Below are 20451 nucleotides of genomic sequence, written 5' to 3' on the forward strand. Positions count from 1 at the left end.
ACCGATCAGAACTGAAAGTAGATAAAAGGCTGCACGTCGGGCAGGGCGAGCTGAAAGGCGAGCACGGTAACGGCCGCTCCGATCAGGCTCTGTAACGGCCATGCGAGATCGCGAAAGGCTCTGCCGGCGTTTTCGCGCCACTCGATCGGCGTCAGATGAAAAGCATATCCGAAGGCGACGACGGCGACGCCGCGCCATTCGAGGTTCTTGAGCACCCAGCTATCCGAGAAGATGCGCTCGACGACGGCCTTCATCATCGCCGGATCATTCAACCGGAAGATGATGAAGGCGAAGAGAATAAAATGCAGCGTCACAAAGACGCGACCGACGCGACCGAGCAGCGTCTTCGGATCGTTCTTGCCCCATCCGATCCAGCGTTCAAAGACAAGGGCCAGGCCGTGCAGCGTTCCCCAGACGACGTAGTTCAGGCCGGCTCCATGCCACAGACCGGCGAGGAACATGGTGATGAGCAGATTGCGCGCCACGCCGGTGCGGTTGCCGCCGAGGGCGATATAGATGTAATCGCGAATCCATGTGCCGAGCGAGATATGCCACCGGCGCCAGTACTCGGTAACCGAAGCGGCCTGATACGGTCGGCGGAAGTTTTCGGTAAGATGGAAGCCGAGAAGGTTAGCCGAGCCGATGGCGATATCGGTATAGCCCGAGAAATCTCCGTAGATCTGAAGCCCGTAGGCGTACAGCGCCGCCAGATTTTCTGCCGACGTAAACATGGACGGCGACGCATAGACGCGATCGACGATAGTAACGCCGATCCAATCGGCCGTCATCTTCTTGATGAGTCCGCAGAAAATCAGAAACAGGCCGGTGCTGAACATCTGATGCGTGACGACGAAATGGCGCACCTTGCGTCCGATATCGGGAAGGAACTCGGCCGCACGCACGATCGGGCCTGCGACTAACTGTGGAAAAAACGAAACATAGAGGGCGAAACGCAGTATGTTGCGTTCGACGGCCAGCGTTCCGCGCCAGACGTCGATCGTATAAGAAAGCGTCTGAAAAGTATAGAATGAGATGCCGACAGGAAGAAGCAGATCAAAGACGGGAATCGGCCTTGATCCCGAGAATGCCTCGATGACGCGGTTGATCACATCTCCCGAAAAATTCAGATACTTGAAGAAGAAAAGAAGGCCGAGGTTGCCGACAAGCGAGGCGATCAGGTAGCGCGTGCCACGATCGGGCTTCGCTTCGGTCGACAGATTCCGCGCCTTCTCGATCCCAAGGGCGCAAACGTAATCAAGTATGGTCGAGGCGACGATCAAGAGAACGGGCCAGAACTTCCAGCTTGCATAAAAATAGAACGAAACGAGAACGAGAAAACCGAGCCGCAGATTCGGCCAGCGCACAAGTATCGAAGAGACGATCAGGACGACAAAAAGAAAAAGAGCATAGGTTCTCGAATTGAACGAGATGGCGCCAGGATCTTCGCCTTCGAATACGTCGGGCGCTGTATGAGCTTCGGGAATGACCGCCTGTGAGCCTGTATAACTCGCATACCCTTTGAGTAATTCGGCCGACACTCCGTCGGCGATCATATCACCGCCCGCGCTCGACAGATGCATGTAGTCGTTCAGGGCGAGGCCTTTGCGTACCATCTGAATAATGTGGCCGCGTCCTCCCATGTACTCGTAGGTGTCGAAAAAGGCGATGTCGAATTCGTCGGCAAGCTTACGCTGGATGCGCCGCACATCGTCCTGTGCCGGAACGGGCTGCAAAGCCCCGCCCTGCGATTTGACGCGATCAAGCGGTCCGACCATGAGGATGGGCGTATCGGGCAGCACTTTGCGCAGACGTTTATAATAGTCTCGCAGCTGACTCTCGTACTTCTCGGGCGTATAACCATGAAAACGAGTTTCGATCGAGGCAGACTCGTTTACTCCGAACTCGAAAACTACCAGATCAGGCGCAAACCAGCGGTATCCGCACTCGAGAGCGGCATCAGACACCGACGCCATCCACGCCTGATGGATGCCCATACGCACGACGGTGCTGTAGCTCAGGCCCGATGACGTCTCAAGAAGCAGCGCATCGATATAAGGCGGCTTGCCTTTATAGTCGACGGTCATCTGAAGGCGGCGAGTCGCCGCAAGATCAACCTCAAAACCCTGACATTGGCCGGGTTGTAGATCATAGTCAAACGATGCCTGCGCCTTCTCTGCCGTTTCGAAGAGCGACGATCCTGTCGTCGCGGCATCACCCGCACGCAGAAGAACATGCGCCTTTGTCCAGGGAGCAGCCTCGGGTGGAGCCTCTTGAGTCGTCATCGCCCCCGGCTTCTGAGGGCGCACGGACTTAGCTGTGAAGCCAAGCTCGGCTACGAGTGGGCGATCAAAGGAGTTATGCTCGATTTGAAAGAGATCGAATCCTCCGTTTGTGAGATTCTTATGTCCTTTGAGCACGGACTCTTTCGAGTCGATGATGGTGACGAGTCCTCGGCCGCCGTCGCCGAACTCTTTCTGTAGATTGCTCTTGAGTTTATACGCAACGTTGTCGGCCCAGATGATCGAATCTCCGTATTGAATGACTCGAACATGACTGCGCTTCTTTTCTTTCAGATCATGAAGAGCGGCATAGAACTTCGCAAGACGGGCATGGTTCTCGCCGTCATGAAGCACAGGCTTTGCTTTGTCGTCGGGGTGTTCCGGTGCGGCAGACTCCGGTGCCGGATCTTTCTGTGGAAGAGTCTCCGTTTCGGGAGCAGGATCCTTTTCAGGGGCCGCATCTTTCTCAAGAGACGGATCTTTAACGGGAGCCGTCTCATCCGCATCTGATAGAATCGAAAGTAAGGTCAGTTGCGTCTTGAGAGTCTTATACCCCGGAATCAGGTCGGCAAAGGTCGGGAAGATGCGGGCCGGTTCGGGTAACGATGGCTGTGCGCCGGCGGCAATGAGCAGGAGCCCTGCCCAGGCCATGAGCAGGTAGATGTTACGGAAGGATCGAGTCTGCATCTCAGTTGGCCTTTTCTACTGACGGCTTCGCCTCCGTCTGCGCGACATCGAGAGGGGCGTCTTTCAGATCGAGCTCGCTGAGAAAGTAGGGCAGCAGGGCATCTTTCATGATGATGCCTCCGGCCGGTGTCGGATGCACGGCGTCTTCATACTTCACTTTTTGAAGCTTTCCGTTGCGGTCGGGCATACGCAGGGCGTAGATGCCGTTGATCGTCGTATGCTCCCACGAAGGAACATAAAAGGCATTCGGATAACGACTGCAAACCTCACGAAAGATGTCGTTCGTCACCGGATAACGCACCGAGAACGTGCGATGATCGGTGGCCGGCTGTCCGATGAGATAGAGACGCTTGACTCGCGGAGCGAAGCGCTTCACATATTCGTTGACATGACGCGCATAACGCGTTCGGAATTCCGGGTTGTGGAACATGTAGTTTTTGCCGTCTTTTTCTTTGACGGCCAGCGTATCGTTTGCGCCATAAAAGGCGATGAGCACGTCGGGATTATGTCGCCGCAGCAGCTCTTCGGTGCGGGCCGACCAGTCGTACGGATGCAGCCCCGACAGACCGGTGGAGATCTTGTAGTCCCTCTCGACGAATACGTCGGGGCGGCTGGCAAATTCCTCGGCCAGCGCCTTGCCGAAAAATCCGCCCATCATAGAGTCGCCGACCATGACGATGCGAATCGGCCCTTCAACCTTCGTCCGGGCCGGATTCTTGAGATCGCCAGAGGCACACTGCGTAAGCGAGGCAAGCAGCACAAGGATCATGCCGGTCACTATGCTTTTCGCAGGCAGAATTCGAGTAAGAGAGCGACGTTTCATACGATGAACCTCTGATGCTCTCTTCGCTTGCTCTGTCAAGTACTCGATGGCCGGTGCATATCCTTTTTGGTTTGACGACCCTTCAATCCGGGCAGAGCATGAAGCATGCTTGATCTCGAAGATGCGATCCGAGAAACCGTGCAAATACTGGACACGGCTCCCGTTGAATTCGCCTATCTTTTCGGCAGTATGGCGTCGGGGGAACAGAACAGGTTTTCTGATGTCGATCTGGCCGTGCATCGGGAAGAAGGAGCCGACGTCATCCAGCAGACCATGGATCTGTATGATCGTATCGGTAAAGTATTTGAACCGGTGAAGCTCGACCTTATCATTCTGAACTCCGCTCCGATCAGCTTGAGCGGACGCATTCTGACGAAATCACGCCTTATTTATGATCGAGCACCTTTTCGCCGTCACATTTACGAATCCCTGACATTGCGTATGTTCTGGGACTTCCGTATCAAAGAAGATGCCTTCTTCAAAGCAAGGTTTGCTCATGGTTGATCGAGCGCTGATCTACCGAAAGCTCGCGGCGCTGGAGGAATACCTTCTTTCGGTTTTGGTATCTTCTCGGCCTCGCGCCACTTCCGCCCATGATAAAAAATTAGTTTAATATAGTCTGCCGCTGGAAGGTAAGAAATTACCGCACCTACAGTGTATCTAAATTTTTTCCCATCCACTAACCGCATTACTTTTTCTCGGTCTCTCGTTCTTGGGTAATACTTCTTTGCTTCAATAACGATCAGATTCCCTTGATTTCCGCTTACCCGCTTGTGAACAAGGATGTCGGGGCGAATGCGATCATTCCTGGAAAGCTCCTTTTCATCCTCAAGGTATTTGTCATATTCAATGTCTACGCTGCCGAATTGGATATCCCTGCTGTTTAGTTCTTTTTCAATATGCTGGGCAAGCTTATGATTGATGCATTCTTCTTTCAACGAGTTTTTAATTAGTAGAGCATCTTCCTTGATCAATTGTTTCAAGGCATCAACAATGCATTGCTTTAATGTTTCTGGTGTAATGGCTCTAAGATCGGTCATTGCAAGATCAAGTCACGAAAAATTAAGAGCATATGTCCCGTTAGAACATTGTAGTCGGTTTTCAATTGGGAAAGCCCTTTGGAATAGAAGGACTGTTGCTCAATCGTCATGTCTTGGAAGTTGTTCGCCAGAAAAAACAGTAAGAAGGCTTTACTCCTGTGCTCGCTTAAAATCTCCATGTCTTTGATTACTTTGGTGTCTTTAAAGTGGCTTTCCGTAAAGCCCCAGCCGATCTTAATTTCGATAATAGCCTCCACATCTTCATACGAAGTTGCCGTCGACTCCGATTTTAGGATCATTATATCATGGCGCTTCCCATTGAATCCCCATTCCATCCGTAAGCGATTGCTTCTAAGGTTTACGAACGGTGGAATTGCATCGTTTCGATCGATCACAATATACCCATCGACGTGTTGCATTAGCGCATTGAAGACTCTAACTTGTGCCTCTATCTCGGCAGAGGTGTAATCGTAAGGATTGACCTCGAAATCCCGGCGAAGGTCTTCCGATATTTTATGGATTAGTTCTTTCATCTTGATTGAGGTGCCCCTTCTGCGGATAGTACGATTTCTATAACTTTGTATTCCGGTATTGGGTCATACTCGATCTCGCCGATTGCTCCCTCTATAGTATAGAAATCCACTTTATTGTATTTGAGAGCCTCTTCTTTTGATGTTGTCATCTCTATCCAGTAGTTTGAGAATCTATCACAACCCGGACCGCTACAGTTGTTGAATACTTTGTTGGATACATGGAACCGGAGAACTTGATTTTCCGTGATTTTCCAACATCTTTCGCAATTTGAAAGCTCAGCGTCAAGTCTTGCGCCAAGATGAAATGCCTGGTCCCAGTTGAGAGGATTCTTGCGCAGAAAGTCTCGCATTGTTGCATCGTTCCGGGTTTTTAGCTTTTGCCCCTCCGGTGTAATTTTCTTCTCATTCTTTATGCTGTATAGCTGGGCATAGTGTATTCGAATGCGCTGACCAGTTAACCTTCGCTGCAAATCTGCGAGATAGCGTTTTGCGTTCCCCTTTTTCTCCTGGCACTGTAATGTTGAGTCCCTAGGCGCGCAGTGGTACTGGCTAAGGTCCGGAGTCAAATGAAGCAATGAAGTTTTGAATTCTTCATATTCTTTCAGTTTGCTCGATGCCTCATTTTGGATTGTTTCATTGCCGGCGAAGGCGAAGGCGTATTCCCATCTTTTATTCTTGAAAATTGCGGTGCAGCGAAGACTTGTCCTGTACGAGGATAGTACCTCTTGCAGGAAGGCGGGACAGTCATCCCAAGTCCCGATTCGAAAAAAGTAGCCATTGATGGTTACAAAAGAGCCTTTCGAGTCTTCTACAACAGTCCACTTGCATTCTTTGCAAAGCTCAGGTACTGCCCCTTGTACGGAGCCTTCTTTATCCTTGATGAGGGTGAATGAACTGCCGCCGATAATATGGAAGGTGTCGAAGTAGGGCGCTAGCGACGGATAGTCATCGATTACTGCAGCGCCTCTGTAGTGAATAGGACTGGAACTGCATCCGGTAACAAATACTGTCATGAGGGCGATCAATACGACGGCACAAAACTTTAGCACAACCGCATCGACCGCACTTGAACTGAGGATGATCTTTCCGAGTGCGTTTTTTAAGGTGGAAATTGTACGCATTATGGATGCTCTTTAAGTTATGACGTTCTGGTATAGTGTTGGTACTGCGAAATTCAAAGCAACTATTTTTTCCACAGTTATTTGGCTTTGCTACCTTTGGAAGTGAACCATTCCCTGGATTAATACAATGATGCACCATCATGAGATGTCTGGCGTTTTAAACCGTACCGTAGAACTCTTTCTTAAAGCCACCCTCTACGGCTCCTCTCTTCTCCCTTCATTGATATTGACGATGGCGATGCGCGCCTGTTCGGCCACGTAAGATTCTTTATCCGTCGTAGCGATTTGCTGTAGAACGAAAAGGGCCGGTCGACCGTCTGAGCCGAGGCGGCCGAGAACAGTTATAAGCGGCAGGCGAAAGCGCGTATCTCGAACGGTGCGACTGCGACTCAGGTATTCGACCATATACGGAACGGCCTTCGAGCCGAGACGGTGCAGGGCGGTCTTTGCCGCATCTTTGACGGGATTCGAGAAATCCCCGGCTGCTTCAATCAACGCTCGAATCGAGGCGGCATCGGTCGTTCCGATGTTGCCGAGGATGGTGGCGCAATGGGCGCGTATCTCATCCGATCGACTCATGCCTTTAATCTGCAGATACTTGAGGGCGGTCTGTTCGGCCTTCTTTGCATGCGGCCCCATCTGACTCAGATATGCAGATGCCGTTACTTTATCATCCCAGTCGCCGTCATGCATCTTCGCGATCAGCGAATCGACGTCGGGCAGCCAGGCGCACGGAACGGCATGACGCAGAAGAAAAGAGGTCATCTCTTTTCGTGTATAACCATTTTCAGGATCGGGCAGCGGAGCGCGACAGAGCGGAATCACGACGGCCTCTCTTGACTCGGCGGCAGCGGCAATAAGCGCATTGCGTTTGCTTGCGTCTTTTTCTTCGTTTATAAGATTCTCGTAACGAACGGCAAGCTCATGATAGGCCCGGCGATCCGTGTCGCGATCCTCGGGCTGATGAGCATAGAAAAGCGTAAGAGCTCTTAATATAGAGCGTCGATCGGCGTCGGTGGCAACCATGCTTTCGTTCATGAGCATGACGATCGTGGAGCGGTAGAATCCGGCTCGCTGCGGCGTTTTTGCGTATGTCTCGGCATGGTCGTCAAGGAAGCGCGCCGTCGGACCTGCTTTCTCGGCTCGGTCGAACTTCATCGCATCAAGAACGGCCTTGAAGACGACGGCAGGAGCAAAGGCAATCGGTCGGCCGATCTCCTGGCGTTCGGCCATTGCAAGGATGGTTCGCGCACGGGTAAGAGCAGGCGCCGTTTCGCGCTTGATGTTGATGAGGCTTTGAATGTAACTCTGAGCCGATCCTTCTTTTGCACGCCTCAGGACGTCGAGGCCGGTTTTCCATTCGTGCGGTTCAATGGCATCGTTTGATTCGGCGAAATACGAAAGAATATAAGACGTGCGTGAATCGGCCGAAGGATGCTCTATGCCGTTAACCGTCGATATAAGAAATTCCGTGTATCTTTCCGGAAAGATCTTATACCTCTGAAATGTGCGCATGATATCGTAGTGAATGCGTCCGCATTCTTCGTTGAACGGAACGCGCACGGCTGCGGCGACGGCGGCATCGAGGTTCTGCTGGCCGTTCAGATTCTCGAAACGCTCCCGGACCGGACGATGCACGCTGTCACATTTGCGAGCCGTCACGTCTCCGGGATTCGTTACGACAAGCGTGTCGATGTGGATGTTTGTATTGTTGCTATTCGTGATCGTCGTGTTATGGCTGTTGATCGAATTAAAAGAATTCACCGTGTTGTTCTTGCCGGGTTCCGTGCTGAGGGAGGCGTCACAGCTGAAGGCCGAGAGAACCTCTCCGGTGACGACGTCAAAGAATCGTCCTCGCAAAACCCCGCTTTCTTCGCGGCCGGTCAGAAGCAGATCGACGGGCATGAGCGATCCGATCTTCAAGGCCTGTTCGCCGTCGGTGAGGCCGCTGGATGAAAGCTGCTGCTCGGCAAGGATGCGCTGCAGCTGCGTGCGTTCTACCAGTCGAAACCGGGGATTGCCCGCAAGGGCGCTGATCATGCGATCCGACGTTGCATCGTCACCTGTAACGGCGAGGCGCAATACCTTCGGACTTGCCGGAAAACTGCGTATCATGCAGCTCTGCAAATCGGCCGGCGATGCCGACGTATCGACGCCGGTCGGTGACGTGCTCTTGCATCCGCCTTGCAGCAGAGATGCGAGCAAGAGGACGGGAATCGAGAGGCGCAGAAGAATCGGATAGCCTGAAATCGTAAGAAGGCGCATAGTCATAGAACAGATTCACCCTGGTATTTTTCCTGTATCGTGCGCCTCTTCATCTGTCAATCCGCACGTCGTTTCGCATTTGACCGCCTGCCCTGATCGAGAAAACCGGAGGGCATGGCCGTTCTGACCGATACGCTGCGCCTGACAGAGACCTTTCTGTCCCTTCAGGGAGAGGGAGAGCATGCCGGTCTGCTCTGTTATTTCATCAGAACGGCCGGATGCGATCTTCGCTGCCGTTGGTGCGATACGGACTATTCATGGACGGGCGGCGTGAAGCATTCGCTCGACGATATCGTCGCCGGCATCCCCGAAGGCGTGACGCTTGTGCAGATCACGGGCGGTGAGCCGCTCTTGCAGAAAGAGGCCGTGATCGAGCTGATCAAACGCCTGTCCGCAGAGTATGCTGTGCTGCTTGAGACGGGAGGACATCGCTCGATTGAAGGCCTGCCGCCGGCAACGCATATCGTGCTTGATATCAAACTGCCCGGATCAAACGAAGCGCATCATAACTTTGCCGATAACCTGCCCTTCTTGAAAAGCAGCGACGAGATTAAGTTCGTCATCGCTGATCGACGGGATTATGAAGCGGCCCGCAGCTGGATCAACGAACACCGGTTGCATCAACTCTGCAAGCTGCTTGTCTCGCCCGTATTCGGCGAGATTGCTCCGTCTGATCTTGCGCAGTGGGTCATTGAAGATCGTCTGCCCGTGCGCATGCAGCTTCAGCAGCACAAGCTGATCTGGGATCCGAACCGTCGCGGCGTATAACCCTGAAGTGAGATAATAGCAGAACCAATACGGAATAAATACTGGATTAATATAGAATCAACATGGAAATCATCAAAAGCTTTCGATTTGAAGCGGCACATTATCTGCCGAAACTGCCCGAGACGCATAAATGCCGTCGCATGCACGGGCATTCGTTCAAGTTCGACGTGCACGTCGAAGGGCCGCTTGATCCCGAGCTCGGATGGGTGATGGATTTCGGCGACATCAGCCGTCTTGTGAAGCCGCTTGTCGAAGAGCTCGATCATTATCTTCTGAATGAGATCTCCGGGCTTGAGAATCCGACGTCAGAGGTCATCGCCGTCTGGATCTGGAATCGACTGAAGCCAGGACTGCCCGGGCTATCACGCATCGTCGTATATGAAACGTGCACGGCCCGGTGTGAGTACAGGGGTTAGTACCCGGGAATCGGCAGGTCTGCGATACTGACCGAGAGCAGCCCGCGCGACTTTTTATCGAAAGAAGGCAGATAAACCCGTCCGGCATGAGGTACGGCGACCGATATGTCGCGTATCTTGCTTCCGTCGTGCATGAGATAGTACAGAGGGCGTTCCGCTTTTTCATCGAGAACGAGTATGCCTGTGTCAGCGGAAACGGGCAGGATAGATTGGGGAATCGCGAGCAGCACCGGCTTCAGACCGGGATGGCGATGTACGAAATTGATCAGAGCGGATCTTCTCTTGAGGATGCCCACCCAGATACGTCCCTGTTCATCGCGATCAAGCCCGTCTGCAAGCCCCGGAAGATCGGCAAAAAGCACCTGCGATGTGCCGGCCTCCTGCCCGTCGATAAAAGCCCGGATCAATCTGAACTTTGTCGTTTCACTGAAGATAACGGATTCTTCAGGCCCATTCATGGCCTGCTCAACAAGGATTCCGTCAACGAAGGTGAAGCCCGTAAGTATAAGCGAGATGGTCTCTTTTTTTCGATCGAGCATCCACAACCGACCGTGAGGAAAGAGCCCGATCGCTTCGGGAACGGCGCCTGATCCCATCGCAGCATCGGGACGTTCAAAGGGCTCAGTGATGTACACCCGCAGCCCGTCAGCAGACACGGCCATATCGTTACACAGCGCAAAGGGGCGAGAGTTCGTTTGATTGAGGGCATCAAGAGCCATCTGCGGGCGTTCGGTCGGGCTGTAGACGTGCTCCAGAGGTTCGCTACTCACAATCGGTAATCGTGTAACCAGCGGGCGGATGCTACCATCCTCTGTCTGCACCTCGTAAAGACCCACTGGCTGATCCTCTGTATAACTCTCTCCGCCCAGGCGGGATGCACAGACCAGGATGGAGTCTTTCTGCGCGCTGGCAAAACGCATACCCGCAGGATTAACCGGTGGTCGGACCCACTGCTCAGCGGTGCCTGCATTCAGGTCTATCTTCCAGATCCATCCGTCCATAGCGGAGGCATAGGCATTCTGCGCATCGTCGAAGATGACGTCATCATGCCCGGGAAGATCCGTCGCTACGGCCGTCAGGCCCTTATAGAAAGGATCTGCGGTGGCCTTTACGGTTTCGATGGAGTCGGGCGTTTCGCCCAGCTCAAAGGCGGGGCCGATCTTGATTTTGTCGGAGTTGCAATTCAACGCGAACGTCAACACGATGATAGGCGTGATTCTGGTGTACTTCATGCTTGCTCTTCTTCGTTAAAGATACAGTCCTTTCTTTGAATAATCTGAACTACCTTTGCACAAGTTGAATTATGTTTCGATCCCGATCCGTCACGACGGCCATACCGTTTTCCGGTCGCCGGATGATCTGCCCGCCAGCAGTTTCAATCGCCGTCACTGTCTGCATCAGGTCATGAACAAGAAATCCGGTAGCAATGATTCCGCGATCTGCCAGGCCGGGAGGGCCTTGATTTGCCGGTTTGTTATAAGTGAAAAGCTCAAACGTGGGCCCTCCATTGCGGTAGCCTGGAAGCGCTATGTGCCGACCTTTTACCGTAACGCCTTTTATGCCGACCATCTGTTCAATGAACAGGCCTTTATAGTCTCTTTTCATGCCTGTTGGCCTTGCATGAATCGTCTTCCGATAGAACTCTGCCGTTTCTTTCCAGTCCTCTGAAATGATATTCACATGAATGAAGCGCACTTTCGATCTTTGCGGATCTGACCGGCGACGTTTAATCTGCCACACCGATTTCAGGGCTCTGTAAAACGTGTAAGGATTAAAGGGAGCCGGTAATGGAATATGAACCTCGATTGTATTTCCTTCGGGATCTTTTGTATAAACGCTCAGAGATTTTTCTATGCGATCGAAGGTACTGCTGATCGTTCCGCCTGCTTCAACGGCCTTTTGAACAAGGCCGGGAACATCATTCGTCTCAAAGCACAGATGAGCATAGCCCCGGTCGTTCACTTCAAGCGGCCCGCAGAGTGGAGATGTGGAGCAGGGAATGATACGCAGGGTCGGACCCTGTCTGTACCCGGGTAAACGCAATACGATAGCGCTTGATTCACCGGGCAATTCAAATCCACCGTCAGCCGGGATAATTTCGCACCCCAGAGCTTCTATATAAAAGCTCGCAAGCGCAGCCGGGTGAACGGCTGCAATCGTAACATTCTGAAAAATATGCTGATCGTCCGTTCGCGCATAATATTCCCTGCGAGCAGAAACGACCCCCCATACGATGAAGAGAGCCAGCAGGCCGATGACTGTAATCATAACACCTCGATCACATGAAGAGTATGACTTTTTAGAGCCGAAGGCTTGAACGATTCCGGTATACCGAAGAGATTCGATCAATTTTCTGTTTCACAGAAGCGAACATCGACGCCGCTATTCTGCCCGAAGAAGAAGGAGGGAACAAAGCCGAAGTTCTCTTTGAAGGTGCGTGTAAAATGAGCGGAGTCTGCAAATCCCGCGGAATGAGCTGCATCGGTGAGGTTCCAGCCTTCTTTCAGATGTCGACTGGCTTCAAGCAAGCGCACCCAGAGAAGATAGCGGCGTAACGGAATGCCGAGGTTCTGTTTGAAAAGTCGGATGAGTCTGTCTTCAGAAATAGAAAAGTCCTTTCCGATCTCTTTCATGCGAATACTGTCGGGAAGTTCCTTGCGTATGCGTTCCGCTATTCTTCGAATGCGTTCATCGATGACCGTGGATCGTTCTCTGAACGGATGTGCCGCCTGGAGCATATCGATGTGAAGCGTCCACGCATCCTGTTCATCAAGCGCACCTTCGGAGAGAAGTTCCAGTTGATCAAGAAGCGGTAGAAAAGCGTCTTCGGGCAGTCGCCGAATCTTTCCATACTCACCGGTACGGGCGATGGAGGCGTATTCATAGGTCTCGGGATCGATGACGAGAGCGACCATTCGCGATCCAGGGTTGATCGTACGATGAAACGTATTGGGACCAAGAAGCGCTACTCTGTATTCTTCAAGACCTGCTGCTGTTTCGATAGGGATCGGACCATCAAGACCGATGGCAAGCGTCGCTGCATAGTGTTCGTGAAGTTCGGTGACCATCGCATCTGTAGCGAAGAGAGCCCGACTTGTCCAGACATAAAGAATACCACCTGGCGTCTGCATACGATAAATGGACGATCCTTTTTCTCTGGCAGCAGATCAATCTAAAATCATCAGAGCGAAAGGGTTGCTTGAATTTGGAAATCGCTTGACCTGATCTACCCGTAACGAACACTTTTGCGATGATGTCGCGTAGCTTAGCTTTCTTGATTCTCTTTCTCACTTCTGTCTTCTTTATTCAATGCTCCGATAAGCCAGCCGAACCGGCCGTTCCTGTGCTGGAATACGAACGGGGACTTTATAAGTCGGGCGCACCTCTTACGATTGAAGATTACTTTCGCCTGCTTCCTTACAAGGCGATCGCTTCGGCCGATAGCGTGAAGGAGCGCGAGGCCATCCTGAGCAGCCAGAAGGTACAGCGCAAGGCCACAGGCCCCTGCGCGAACGAGCTCGAGCAGGTTGATACGACGATCGCCTATCTGCGATATACCTGTCGCGGCGATAAGAAGACCGATCTTGTCGAGATTGCCGCCTGGAAGCGCGGTTCAGCACCCGATCTGATCGGTGTGAACGAATCGATCATAGGGACGGGCATGTCGTCTACGGTGAAGTTCTACGAATTCCGTGACGGCAACTGGACTGAGATCACGGCATCCGTTTTTCCTGCGTTAAGCGCCGCGGATTTCGGAGGCGAAGGCACGACATCGATTCCGCTGTATGTACAGTTCTCGCAGTTTGATCGTAACATCGTTGTAAAGCCGACGATGCCTCTGCCCGCAGGCAGTGAGAAGATTATGGGCGCCCGTCGCACGCTGAAGTGGAGCGACGGACGCTTTGTGAAAGAGTGAGCCGGTTCTGGCAGCGGCTCTTAACCACGAATGCGACGCACGTTGTCGTTCATGCGATGTCGAATATAGTGGCTGAAAAGCCACTTCTTGAGCGTCGATAGAGCCTGGCTGTGCTCGGCATAGAAAGAATCGGGATCGTTATACAGGCCGAAGTCGCGTGCGATGCCGTCGGCCTGTATGTAGGTATGGTTGCCGTCAAAGTCCACGATCGGATTCATGATGTCGCCTGTGCAAGCTCCAAAGCCACAGTAGGAACCGGAGCCTGCGTTTTGTCTGCTTCTCGCCTGAAGCGCTTTCAGATACGGACGGTCGAGGATCACGCCTTCAAGAAAGAACCATTCATCCTCAAGTTGCACCTCCACCCAGCTATGCACGATCTCTTTCGGAGCCATCCTGTACCAGATTCCAGTAATCGCTCCTTTCTGAAGCTCTTTGTGAATCGTGAATCCGTGAAAGCGACAGCGTAACCCGACGGCGCGAAAGAGAGCCATAAGCAGAGTCGCCTTTGTGTTGCACTGACCGATGCCATCCGACAGTACCTCTGATGCGGGGATCTCGTCGGCGCGATTATAACCGAAGAGGATCTCGTCGCGAACAAACTCGTAAACAGAACGGATGCGCTCGCGTTCGGGAAGAGACTGCCAGCGTCGCTCTTTGACCAATCGCTGAATGGTCGGAGCGTCGTAATCAAGCAGTGTCGTCTTTTGAAGAAGGCCGTCGGCCTTTGATGCAGAGATTGTTTTCATGCTTCACAGAAGCATCTCGCAGATGAGCGGACTTGAATGAACTGGCTATATGCCTCTTAAAGCGGCTGCTATCTCACGGGCCGTCAGTCCGAAGGCCTGCCGGACGCTGCGGCTCAGATGGGCGCTGTCGGCGAATCCGGCATCGAGAGCGGCCGTTGTGATGTCGGCTCCCGTTTTTATATGTGCGAAGAAGATCATCAGCCTGTTCCAGAGCAGCATGCGGCGGTAAGGCATCCCGGTTTCTTCTTTAAATAGATGCAAGAAGCGGCCAGTGGATAGCCCGACGGCGCCGGCTGCATCGTCTGCCGACAGAACGGGCTGCCCGTGCAGGCGATGCAGTGTCTGTTCTATGCGCCCGTCGATCGTAGCATGTGGGATTGCACACGTGAGGTCCTGTAATTCTTCCATTAACAGGGGTATATTGCCTGCCTCCGCTGCCTCCCTGATGGCCCTGATAGCATCCTCGCGTTGCGACGTGATGGGTTCGTTCTGCAGGCAGCGTCCGAGCTCTGAAAGCGGATGAACAAGAAGCGTCAGTGCCCGGCTGCATTGCAGATCGTGCTCGACGCCGGGCAGGATGACGGCGCTTTTCGCAGTCGTCGTCCCGGCCTGCGTGCGCAGGCTCAGCGTCTCATCGCCATGCAAAGCCAGGGACCACTGTACGGCAAAGTGACGGTGCGGCGTATTCTGTGCCAGAGGGCCGATGTAGATCGCACGGTCTTTCTCGATATGAAGCCGGGCCATGTCGTCCTTTTCGGCGAAGCGTTCGGACCGTCAAGGCTTGACAGCGGCGCTTCGTGTCGCTATCATCGATGCAAAGAGGTGTTTATGCAGCAGGTGGAATCACCGGTCATGCAGGGAATCGAGGCCAGATCATTCGATCTGCGTGCGATGGCCGAAGCAATCGTTCCGATAGCGGAGGGTGACGCATCCTTGCAGAACGAGATCGTCGCAAACTTCAAGCAGATATACGCGGATCTCGATGCCGTATCTCAGAAGAAGATCCTGCTCTTTTTCAAGGCTCTGCGAGTTCTGTCATTCTTGCGCAGCTTTCGTGATTGGCGTGGTATGAACGCCGGTGAGCGCCATCGCTTCTTCGCGTCGATCGAATCCTTCCCGGTCGGATTAATCCGCGCCGGTTTTTTCGGACTGCGCTCGCTGATTCTGCTTTCGTATTATTCGACACAAACGGCATGGCAGCGTATCGGCTATGAAGGGCCGCTCGTGAATCGTTCCATCTATTCCGGTCATGCCGATCACACACGTCAAGCAGATCGCACCGACCACACAGGTCATGCAAAAGCGGGGGGACTATGACTGCTCGCTACGACGTCGTCATCATCGGATCAGGTGCAGGCGGAGGCACCGTGCTCGAATATCTCAGCCGCTTTAACGACCGCGGGCTCAAGGTTCTTCTTCTTGAAAGAGGTCCGTACTGGCCGAAAGAAAGCTTCACGCAGCGCGAGATTGAGATGTCAAAGATCTATTTTAATCGCGGCGCCGTTCTCTCAGCAAATCGCTCGATCGGCCTTACCGCTGCCCGCGCCATCGGTGGCAGCACGGCCGTCTATACGGGCGTGTCGTTTCGTCCGCCGGCCGATGTGCTCGCTACGTGGCGCAACGCGTTCGGCCTGAGCTTTTTGACCGACGACTATGCGGCCGGTGTGCTCGACGAGATAGAAGAGCAGATCGGAGTGCACGAGCTGCCTCTGTCGATGGATAACGATAACAACCGTCTTTTCAAAGAGGGCTGTGATCGACTGGGGATTCCAACGAAGCGATTGCGTATCAACACGCGTCATTGCGGCGAACAGGGCTTCTGCAATCTTGGCTGCACCCGCGGAGCCAAGCAGGGCACGCTTGAGCTGCAGATACCTCTTGCGATGCAGCGCGGCGCCGAGGTCGTCTGGAATGCCTTTGTACAGGAAATCGTACCCGGAGATATGGCCACGATCAAGTTGCGCATTGATCCGGCGGCATCGTATACAAGGCCGAACGTCTGGAGCGAAGGCGAGCATTCCATTGAGGCAAAGACCGTCGTCGTCGCAGGCGGAACTCTGCATACGCCGGCCTTGCTTGCACGCTCGAAGCAGTTGAAGTTGAATCGTTCGCTGCTCGGTCGCTATGTGACGCTGCATCCGGCATGCAATATCAACGGCATCTATAAGGAGCCGATGAAGAATTACAGAGGCTTCCCGAAGACCTACTATGTCGACGCCTATTCAGACTCCGACCATTACTTCCTCGAAACGTCGTTCTATTATCCCGGCGTAACGGCGAAGAATAACCCAGGCTTCGGTTCGGACCATCTTGCGCTGATGGACGACTATCGTAAGATGATGTCCATCCTCATTCTCGCCCATGACGAGGCCGAAGCGCATAACCGTATCGCGCTTAACGAGAAGACGGGCGAACCGATACTGGATTATACGGTTTCAGAGGCGGTGAAGACGGCGTTGATTCAGGCGTTGCGACGCTCCGCCGAGATCTTCTTCGCCGCCGGCTGCGAGAAGGTCGCCCTTCCCGGTAGCAGCAGGCCGGTGCTGACGGCATCCGACATAAAGGATCTTTCGACGCTCGTCGATCTGCCCTATCTCGATTTGCAGAGAGCGCCACTTTCAAGCGCTCATCCCCAGGGTGGAGCGAGGATGACTGCCGAGGGTGCCACAGGCATCACCAGTTCAGCCGGCCATCTTTTCGAACATCGAAATATCTTCATCGCCGACGCCTCGCTTTTTCCCACTTCGGTGAAGGTGAACCCCTATGAAACGGTGATGCTTCTTGCGCGATACGTGGCGGAGCGCGTCGTCGCGCATCAGGGCATATGAGGCTTACCGGACATGTGTAGCCGGACTCTGAGCGACAAGGCGGGTGAAAAAGGCCTGTCGCTCATCGGTGCTTCTGAAACTGAGAATGGTATCGCCGTTCTTGCCCTTTATTTTGATTGAAGGAACGGAAGCCCCAGCGATGAACAGCACGCCCGCTTCGAGCATTTTCAGTTCGTCTTGAGGAATAACGAGCGTCCAATGGCCTTTTTTCTCCTCGATCATTTTTCCAAGTCGTGTTACTTCAGATGCGTCAATGTTGGCTTCGAATATGAGTCGCCCGGCGTCATCGATACTCCAGAACGAACGGACTCCGAGAAACCGCTGCGTAAATGATTGCTGGGAAAAAGTAAAGGTTCCTGTGACTGTAACGCCTTCGGCGGTTGCGTCTGACGTCAGCCCGCGCGCTAATAGGTGTCGATCCGGGACGTGGACAAAGATAGTATTGCCCTTAACTGCCAGAGTCGAGATAACGATGCCATATATGGCTGTGAGTAAAGTGATCGTGAAGCCGATGAGACCGGCCATATAAACGGAAGGATGCCTGTCTTTTTCGATCATTAGCTGTGTTGAAAGATCAACTTCTGTGATTGGTGTTCTTTTGGAGTGCTCCCTTTTTACTTCATATGGTAGGCTTTCTATGACACCCGATATCTGGGCCCTGGCGGGTAGAGAGTCGAGTTCTTTCGCTTCTACGCTTACATAAACGGCCTTTCCGCTGTCTGGATTCACAAGCGGAACATACGTCCCGTCAATTCGGAACATCTTTCCAGTTGAGATGTCTTTGACGCCTATCTGAAGAGTCAGATCTTTTCGGAATTCGCCACTTAATGTTATCCACTCAGGAGCCTTTCTGTCCAGGACTGCATCGATGGTCACTGTTTGAGGGGACATTGGTGCCTTGAGCGTATCGATGAAGAAAGGAAAGCCAATCAAAGAGAGTATGGTACCAATCATCAGCAAGAGCCAGTTTACCGGCACAGAGGCGACAAGATGGTGGTTTGCCTCTTCGTTCCAGGCGGCAATATGGCTGAGTATCTTGTAAAACATTGAATCAATGATGAAAGCTCGCTGTTGGCGTCAAAACAATATTGAAAGGTAAATGTTCTCCGTCGTCTCAGGATCAGTATTCCGTCATCGGGCGAGACAGAGATGTCTGGCCGGTATCGTCTACTGAGAGTCAGACCAGACCGGGCTTAGCAGGCGGAATTCTTCTTCCCCGATGTACGACGGAAGCTTTTCTGTCCGCATGGCTGCCGTAGTTCTGCTGTCCGGAGGGCTTGACTCCGTAACGACGCTCTTTGTGGCGAAGGCCGAGGGGCACGAAATCTACTGCATTTCGTTCGACTACGGGCAGCGGCATCGCTTTGAGCTTCAATGTGCGACCGAGCAGGCCCGCCGAGCCGGCGCCCTCGAACATCATACGGTGAAGATTGATCCGGTACTCTTTCAGGATCGTTCCTCGCATTCGGCGACGGCGTTAATCGCCGGCGGTGCGGCCGTTCCCGAGAACCGCTCTGAGCTGCTAACGGGCGCCGCCGAAAAGCAGATTCCCGTTACTTACGTGCCGGCCCGTAATCTGCTCTTTCTGGCGTATGCGCTTTCGTTCGCTGAGTCACGCTCCGCAGGCTATCTGTATATCGGCGCCAACGCCCTCGATTATTCGGGTTATCCGGATTGCCGCCCGGCCTTTCTTCAATCCTTTGAGACGACGGCAAACCTCGGTACGAAGGCCGGTATTGAAGGGCAGGGCTTCAGTCTGAAGGCTCCACTTGTGGATGATACGAAGGCTGACATCATCCGAAGGGGCCTGAAGCTCGGAGTGGACTATTCCATGACGTCGAGTTGCTATCAGCCGTCCGATAAGGGGCGGCCCTGCGGTCGATGCGATAGTTGTCTGCTGCGAGAGAAGGGCTTCGCAGAAGTTGGTGTTGAAGATCCGCTTCTCTTGAAAGACCTCGCCTGATGATCCGTGCTTTTTCGATACGGGATTGTCTGTCTCGATAATGCGAATTCGAGAAAATTTTTCTATCAGTTCGACTCTTTTGCTACCCTCCGTTTGTATGCACGAACAGACTCGAATTGATCGGGAGCCATACTACCGCACGCGTTCCACGTTGCTCATTCCGGAATCTTACTTCAGGCGATACTTCTGGCGAAGTCCTTACATTAAGGTAGGTCATCTGGCGCTTGGGGCTTACCTGTCCGTGCTTATGAATGATCCACGCCTGGAATACAAGCTCAGTTTTCTTGAGAGGACAGGAAGATGGAAGAAGCAGTATCAGGACGAAGGGCAGGAGCTGTGTCGGGTGAACTTTTACCCGGATGATCGGGACTGGGGGCGGTTGTCGGCGATTGCGAACGCTACCGGTTATTCTCGTTGCTATATATTTGTCTATCTGATGCTCATCGCAATGGGGGTGATCTCTCTGGAAGATGGAGGAACTCCACCACCCTGGCTAAAGGGCCACTGGAATCCCGAAGTTTTTTGCTCGATTATTGTCGATGCAGTTACCAGAAAACTCACAAGAATCCTGCAAACATAGCTTTCGACCGCCCCGGCACAACCTCGAACCTCAAATTAGCTTCTGCAGATGATGCTGACGGTGAAGGCCGCGGCGAAACCAGCGATCCCGCCCCGAGGACTTCAATGCCTCGATCTCATCGGTCGTAAGCCCGGCGACATATTCGTCGATAGCATCGGTGATGGACCGAACCAGGTTAACCCCTTCCGCGAGCGGAATGGAAGCGGCCAGCAAGCGGACCGAACTATTCACGGCGTCGATATTCTCAGCATCGGGTACCGGAGCAAAGGAACCGGTCTTTCTGTATGCTTTCAGACGCTCCAGCGTCATCTGATCCCAGAAGGCAAGATGGCAGAGCATCGTTCCCACGGTCCAGCCGCCGTTGAGAGATCGGTTCCACTCCTCTTCGGTGATGCGGTCAAGCAGCGCCTTCATCAGCGTATTCTGTTCTCGGTTTTCTTCGCGATAGTCCACAAAAAGAAGAACGACCCGGTCAGAGCGGACGTC

At 53.1% G+C, this 20451-nt stretch carries 21 protein-coding genes; 8 read left to right on the plus strand and 13 right to left on the minus strand.

The features are described 5' to 3' along the window. Positions 1-5: 5 nt before the first annotated feature. Positions 6-2966, minus strand: a complete 2961-nt coding sequence (locus tag LEPIL_RS22610) for an MBOAT family O-acyltransferase (RefSeq protein ID WP_002774936.1) — start codon at positions 2964-2966, stop codon at positions 6-8. A 1-nt stretch (position 2967) separates the two neighbouring features. After that, entirely contained in the window at positions 2968-3789 is an 822-nt protein-coding gene (locus LEPIL_RS18620; RefSeq protein WP_002774938.1) for a DUF459 domain-containing protein, read from the minus strand. A 105-nt stretch (positions 3790-3894) separates the two neighbouring features. Here LEPIL_RS18620 and mntA point away from each other — a divergent pair, with 105 nt between their 5' ends. Continuing rightward, positions 3895-4293, plus strand: a complete 399-nt coding sequence (gene mntA / locus LEPIL_RS18625; protein ID WP_002774940.1) for a type VII toxin-antitoxin system MntA family adenylyltransferase antitoxin — start codon at positions 3895-3897, stop codon at positions 4291-4293. On the opposite strand, the gene LEPIL_RS18630 is transcribed toward mntA, so the two are convergent. The 4 genes from LEPIL_RS18630 to LEPIL_RS18645 all read right to left on the minus strand — a co-directional run bounded on the left by LEPIL_RS18630 (position 4284) and on the right by LEPIL_RS18645 (position 8754). Next, entirely contained in the window at positions 4284-4829 is a 546-nt protein-coding gene (locus LEPIL_RS18630; protein ID WP_002774942.1) for a hypothetical protein, read from the minus strand. The two genes, mntA and LEPIL_RS18630, sit on opposite strands and share 10 nt — an antisense overlap. Continuing rightward, positions 4826-5362, minus strand: coding sequence for a hypothetical protein (locus LEPIL_RS18635; RefSeq protein ID WP_002774945.1), 537 nt, complete (start codon positions 5360-5362; stop codon positions 4826-4828). Before LEPIL_RS18635 ends, LEPIL_RS18630 begins: the two co-directional genes overlap by 4 nt. Then, positions 5359-6483, minus strand: a complete 1125-nt coding sequence (locus tag LEPIL_RS18640) for a hypothetical protein (RefSeq protein ID WP_002774947.1) — start codon at positions 6481-6483, stop codon at positions 5359-5361. The genes LEPIL_RS18635 and LEPIL_RS18640 overlap by 4 nt, the downstream gene beginning before the upstream one ends. Before the next feature lie 195 nt (positions 6484-6678). Further along, positions 6679-8754, minus strand: a complete 2076-nt coding sequence (locus LEPIL_RS18645; protein ID WP_002774948.1) for a CsgG/HfaB family protein — start codon at positions 8752-8754, stop codon at positions 6679-6681. A gap of 108 nt (positions 8755-8862) precedes the next feature. Here LEPIL_RS18645 and LEPIL_RS18650 point away from each other — a divergent pair, with 108 nt between their 5' ends. Then, the gene (locus LEPIL_RS18650) at positions 8863-9516 is read left to right on the plus strand and encodes a radical SAM protein (protein ID WP_002774951.1); all 654 of its coding nucleotides are present in this window, start codon (positions 8863-8865) and stop codon (positions 9514-9516) included. 62 nt (positions 9517-9578) lie between these two features. Continuing rightward, positions 9579-9932 (plus strand): 6-carboxytetrahydropterin synthase QueD, encoded by a 354-nt coding sequence (gene queD, locus LEPIL_RS18655; RefSeq protein ID WP_002774952.1) that lies wholly within the window; start codon positions 9579-9581, stop codon positions 9930-9932. On the opposite strand, the gene LEPIL_RS18660 is transcribed toward queD, so the two are convergent. From LEPIL_RS18660 to LEPIL_RS18670, 3 genes are all read right to left on the minus strand, one after another. Next, positions 9929-11164, minus strand: coding sequence for an SMP-30/gluconolactonase/LRE family protein (locus LEPIL_RS18660; protein ID WP_002774956.1), 1236 nt, complete (start codon positions 11162-11164; stop codon positions 9929-9931). The two genes, queD and LEPIL_RS18660, sit on opposite strands and share 4 nt — an antisense overlap. A 49-nt stretch (positions 11165-11213) precedes the next feature. Next, entirely contained in the window at positions 11214-12200 is a 987-nt protein-coding gene (locus LEPIL_RS18665; RefSeq protein ID WP_002774962.1) for a VOC family protein, read from the minus strand. A 77-nt stretch (positions 12201-12277) separates the two neighbouring features. Further along, positions 12278-13063 (minus strand): helix-turn-helix transcriptional regulator, encoded by a 786-nt coding sequence (locus LEPIL_RS18670; RefSeq protein ID WP_002774963.1) that lies wholly within the window; start codon positions 13061-13063, stop codon positions 12278-12280. A 122-nt stretch (positions 13064-13185) separates the two neighbouring features. On the opposite strand from LEPIL_RS18670, the gene LEPIL_RS18675 reads away from it, so the two are divergent. Next, a complete protein-coding gene (locus tag LEPIL_RS18675; RefSeq protein WP_143464742.1) occupies positions 13186-13848 on the plus strand; it encodes a hypothetical protein in 663 nt (220 codons plus the stop codon). 20 nt (positions 13849-13868) lie between these two features. Here LEPIL_RS18675 and LEPIL_RS18680 read toward each other — a convergent pair whose 3' ends face one another. Together LEPIL_RS18680 and LEPIL_RS22615 are read right to left on the minus strand one after the other, a co-directional pair. Then, positions 13869-14594, minus strand: coding sequence for a transglutaminase-like domain-containing protein (locus LEPIL_RS18680; protein ID WP_002774967.1), 726 nt, complete (start codon positions 14592-14594; stop codon positions 13869-13871). A 45-nt stretch (positions 14595-14639) separates the two neighbouring features. Continuing rightward, entirely contained in the window at positions 14640-15338 is a 699-nt protein-coding gene (locus LEPIL_RS22615) for a helix-turn-helix domain-containing protein (RefSeq protein WP_002774968.1), read from the minus strand. Here LEPIL_RS22615 and LEPIL_RS18690 point away from each other — a divergent pair. Beyond that, complete coding sequence (locus LEPIL_RS18690; protein WP_143464743.1) at positions 15324-15911, plus strand: hypothetical protein; 588 nt, start codon at positions 15324-15326, stop codon at positions 15909-15911. The genes LEPIL_RS22615 and LEPIL_RS18690 overlap by 15 nt on opposite strands. After that, positions 15908-17422 carry a GMC family oxidoreductase gene (locus LEPIL_RS18695; RefSeq protein WP_002774972.1) on the plus strand — a complete coding sequence of 505 codons (1515 nt, stop codon included), beginning with the start codon at positions 15908-15910 and terminating at the stop codon, positions 17420-17422. The genes LEPIL_RS18690 and LEPIL_RS18695 overlap by 4 nt, the downstream gene beginning before the upstream one ends. Positions 17423-17425: 3 nt before the next feature. Here LEPIL_RS18695 and LEPIL_RS18700 read toward each other — a convergent pair whose 3' ends face one another. Further along, positions 17426-18469 carry a hypothetical protein gene (locus tag LEPIL_RS18700; protein WP_002774973.1) on the minus strand — a complete coding sequence of 348 codons (1044 nt, stop codon included), beginning with the start codon at positions 18467-18469 and terminating at the stop codon, positions 17426-17428. 199 nt (positions 18470-18668) lie between these two features. Between LEPIL_RS18700 and queC the strand changes: the two genes are divergently transcribed. Further along, on the plus strand, positions 18669-19385 hold the full coding sequence (queC, locus tag LEPIL_RS18705; RefSeq protein WP_143464744.1) for a 7-cyano-7-deazaguanine synthase QueC: 717 nt from the start codon (positions 18669-18671) through the stop codon (positions 19383-19385). Between the two features lie 97 nt (positions 19386-19482). Further along, positions 19483-19965, plus strand: a complete 483-nt coding sequence (locus LEPIL_RS18710) for a DUF1564 family protein (protein WP_002774982.1) — start codon at positions 19483-19485, stop codon at positions 19963-19965. A 30-nt stretch (positions 19966-19995) separates the two neighbouring features. Here LEPIL_RS18710 and LEPIL_RS18715 read toward each other — a convergent pair whose 3' ends face one another. Beyond that, positions 19996-20418 (minus strand): DinB family protein, encoded by a 423-nt coding sequence (locus tag LEPIL_RS18715; RefSeq protein WP_002774984.1) that lies wholly within the window; start codon positions 20416-20418, stop codon positions 19996-19998. Between the last annotated feature and the right edge of the window lie 33 nt (positions 20419-20451).

This window comes from Leptonema illini DSM 21528 (assembly GCF_000243335.1).
In the GTDB taxonomy this organism is placed as follows: Bacteria; Spirochaetota; Leptospiria; order Leptospirales; family Leptonemataceae; genus Leptonema; species Leptonema illini.